The organism is Planktotalea sp. (assembly GCF_049680325.1).
GTDB lineage: Bacteria > Pseudomonadota > Alphaproteobacteria > Rhodobacterales > Rhodobacteraceae > Planktotalea.
On sequence record NZ_JBAUHO010000370.1, the window covers coordinates 1 to 3622 of the forward strand.

General features: G+C 56.0%; 5 protein-coding genes. 1 reads left to right on the plus strand and 4 read right to left on the minus strand.

Annotation, left to right across the window (positions count from 1 at the left end; genetic code table 11):
- Nucleotides 1-316 precede the first annotated feature (316 nt).
- From trpB to ihfB, 4 genes are all read right to left on the minus strand, one after another.
- A complete protein-coding gene (gene trpB / locus WBC85_RS16540; RefSeq protein WP_424439882.1) occupies nt 317-1555 on the minus strand; it encodes a tryptophan synthase subunit beta in 1239 nt (412 codons plus the stop codon).
- Between the two features lie 61 nt (nt 1556-1616).
- Entirely contained in the window at nt 1617-2267 is a 651-nt protein-coding gene (locus WBC85_RS16545; RefSeq protein ID WP_424439885.1) for a phosphoribosylanthranilate isomerase, read from the minus strand.
- Nucleotides 2268-2302: 35 nt separating this feature from the next.
- Complete coding sequence (locus WBC85_RS16550; protein ID WP_424439888.1) at nt 2303-2653, minus strand: lipopolysaccharide assembly protein LapA domain-containing protein; 351 nt, start codon at nt 2651-2653, stop codon at nt 2303-2305.
- Nucleotides 2654-2661: 8 nt separating this feature from the next.
- Complete coding sequence (gene ihfB / locus WBC85_RS16555) at nt 2662-2943, minus strand: integration host factor subunit beta (protein WP_424439891.1); 282 nt, start codon at nt 2941-2943, stop codon at nt 2662-2664.
- A 412-nt stretch (nt 2944-3355) separates the two neighbouring features.
- Here ihfB and WBC85_RS16560 point away from each other — a divergent pair.
- A partial coding sequence (locus WBC85_RS16560) for a hypothetical protein (protein ID WP_424439894.1) occupies nt 3356-3622 on the plus strand: 267 nt, incomplete at its 3' end.

Consider the following 3622-nt stretch of genomic DNA (forward strand, 5'->3'; position numbering starts at 1 on the left):
CCGCTGAAGACTACCATGTCCTCTATGCCCGCCGTTTGTAGTTGGGCCGCGATACTTGCAGGCGTTGTTTGCGCATCTGCAGCCGACCAGAACGACGACACATTTACGATCATCATCAACATCCGTAGCATTTTTCAGTTCCATTTATTTGTTTCGATGCACAACACATGCATCCCCGGAACTGACCTGGATATTGGCCGTTGGATTAGGCCCCGACACTTGGGACCGAGGTTTAGAAATCTATACTTGGGGTTTATGCCCGAAACAAAAAAGGCGCCCCGATCGGGACGCCCTTCATAAGTCATAATGCGACAGCTTATCGCCCGTCTTGGCCACTCATATCAAAGCCCAGATGGCGCGCGACAGAGAAGATGTCTTTGTCACCGCGTCCGCACATGTTCATCACCAGCAGGTGATCCTTTGGCAGATCGCCCGCGATTTTCATGACATGCGCAAGTGCGTGCGATGGCTCAAGCGCGGGAATGATCCCTTCCAAAGCGCAGGAAAGCTGGAACGCTTCAAGCGCTTCCTTATCGGTGATCGACACATACTTCGCCCGGCCGATCTCGTGTAGCCAAGCATGCTCTGGGCCAATGCCCGGATAATCAAGACCCGCAGAAATCGAATAGCCTTCCAATATCTGCCCGTCGTCATCTTGCAGCAAATAAGTGCGGTTGCCGTGCAGCACCCCGGGGCGACCGCCCGTCAAGGATGCGCAATGCTCCATCTTCATGTTCACGCCTTTACCGCCGGCCTCGACGCCGATGATGTTCACCGACTTGTCGTCAAGGAAGGGAAAGAACAACCCCATCGCGTTAGAGCCGCCGCCGATAGCTGCGATCAACGTGTCGGGTAAACGGCCTTCGGCCTCGTGCATTTGCTCGCGCACTTCCTTGCCGATGATGCTTTGGAAATCGCGCACCATCGCGGGATACGGGTGCGGCCCAGCCACGGTGCCGATGCAATAGAACGTATCGCGCACGTTCGTCACCCAATCGCGCAGCGCGTCGTTCATCGCGTCCTTCAACGTGCCACGTCCAGAAGTCACAGGGATCACTTCCGCGCCCAGCAGCTTCATGCGGAACACGTTCGGAGCCTGACGCTCGACGTCATGCGCGCCCATATACACGATGCACTTCAGACCGAACTTGGCGCAAACTGTCGCCGTCGCGACGCCGTGCTGGCCCGCGCCGGTTTCTGCGATGATCCGCGTTTTACCCATGCGCCGCGCCAGAATGATCTGCCCCAGCACATTGTTGATCTTATGCGCGCCCGTGTGGTTCAGCTCGTCGCGCTTGAGATAGATCTTCGCGCCGCCCAAATGCTGCGTCAAACGCTCGGCATAATACAGGGGTGACGGACGGCCCACGTAATGTGTCCACAGATCGTGCATTTCAGCCCAGAACGCTTCGTCCGTCTTGGCTTTTTCATACTCTTCCTCAAGCGAGAGGATCAGCGGCATCAATGTCTCGGACACAAAGCGCCCGCCAAAGTCACCGAAACGGCCATTCTCGTCAGGGCCGTTCATGAAAGAATTGAAAAGATCGTCTGCCATTTACCCGTCTCCCTGAGCTTGCTCGCTAAGTAGCGCGCGCACTGGCTGGCGGCAAGCGTTGTTAGGCTTTTGCGGCCTCAATGAATGCACGCATCAGCGTCGCATCCTTCACCCCGGGCGCGCTTTCTACGCCAGAGCTGACATCAAGCTGGCGCGCGCCCGTCATACGTGCAGCCTCAGCCGCATTCGCGGGCGTCAGACCACCCGCCAACATCCACGGCACGCCCCAGTTTTTGCCCGCGATCAAACGCCAGTCAAAGGCTAGTCCGTTCCCACCGGGAAGCACCGCGCCCTTTGGCGCTTTGGCATCGATCAAAAGCTGATCGGCAACAGCGCTATAGGCTTCAATGGCTGGCAAATCATCTGCGTCGGCAACACCGAGTGCCTTCATCACAGGCAGCCCATAGCGCGCCTTGATCTCGGCCACGCGCTCTGGCGTTTCGCGGCCATGCAGTTGAAGCATATCCAAAGGAACCGCGTCGGTGATCGCATCCAGCTCTGCATCGCTGGCATTCACCACCAAGGCCACCTTGGCGACGCCCAAGGGAACATCAATGGCAAGCGCGCGTGCCTGTTCCACCGTTACAGAGCGCGGGGATTTTTCGAAAAAGACAAAGCCGACATAGCTCGCGCCCGCCTCAGCAGCTGCGGCGACATCCGCCTGTGTCCTTAGTCCGCAAATTTTCACCGATATTGCTGATGGCTGGGCCATACCAGCGCCCGCGCCAACCAAAACAGGCATCTGCCCTAGCTCGCCTCGTCGAGCAGCGCGAGCACGTCATCCTTGCCCTCGTGCTTTTCGGCCTTCAGGCGCTTCAATTCGCGGCGCATGCGATCCATCTCGCGCTTTTGCGCGGCGGCTTCTGCACGCTGCTTGTACTCGCGAATCCACTCCCAGAGGAAGCCGATCAAAAGGCCCGCAGCCACCCCGCCGAAGATCACAACAAACAAAGGCAAGTCGATGGACTGGTTCAGCCCGACCAGATTTGCCAGATCAACTGGCAAAAGTTTCAAAGTGACGATACCGCGATTGGCCAGTGCCACAGCGATAAGGACCACCGCAATAGCGGCGAGCATAGCATACTTAATATAACGCATTACTTAATTTACTTTCCGTTCAGCCGGTCACGCAGCAGTTTTCCCGTCTTGAAGAAAGGCACATGCTTTTCTTCCACTGGCACAGATTCACCAGTACGCGGGTTGCGTCCAATTCTAGCATCTCGTTTTTTGACAGAAAACGCGCCAAAGCCACGCAGTTCAACCCGATCGCCGCGCGACATGGCATCTGTGATCTCTTCAAAGACCGTATTCACGATGCGCTCAACGTCACGTTGATAAAGATGCGGATTTTCGTCTGCTAGTTTTTGGATCAATTCAGATCGTATCATCGTTCGGCCCCCCGATAGTCCTGTTCGCTTTGCAGCGGTTCGCTCAACTATACGTCCTTTGGCCGCGCGGGGAAGCCTGAACGCGAAAAATACCGCCAAACGGGGCAATCTTGCGCATAAATAGCGGCCCAGACGTCGCCTATTGATACGAAAACAACCTAATTCGCCCTAATCGCGCGGGACCGTCACATGAACTTTGATTCGCGCACCGCGTACAAAGCCGCTCTCAAACTCTTGTTTCCACCAGTTTTTTCGTCGGCGTACCCCATATGGGGTATGACCGAAATGACGACAGGCAATAGCGTTAACGCTGATAGGCTCGGCTGCCTGCATGGGTCTTACTTATCAAATTTCTATTTCAAGCGCGCACAGGCCGATGGCCTGATCGCATTTTTCAAAAGGAACTAACACCATGGTACTTATAGTAGACACAGGCACCACTGGCACCGTAACGCTAGGCGCAACCGACGATTATCTTTTGACCACAGGTTCAACCACGACTTCGACAGGCACAGCTCTTGACGCATCCGCAGCAACCGACGCGAACCTGACCGTTCTCGGAACCCTCTACGGCAGTTCACTTGGCGCGAGTATCGGAGCGGATTCTGAATTGTTGATCGGCGTTAACGGCAACGTCATCAGCAGTGGAAACCACGCCCTTCAGATCATCGGCAATGGA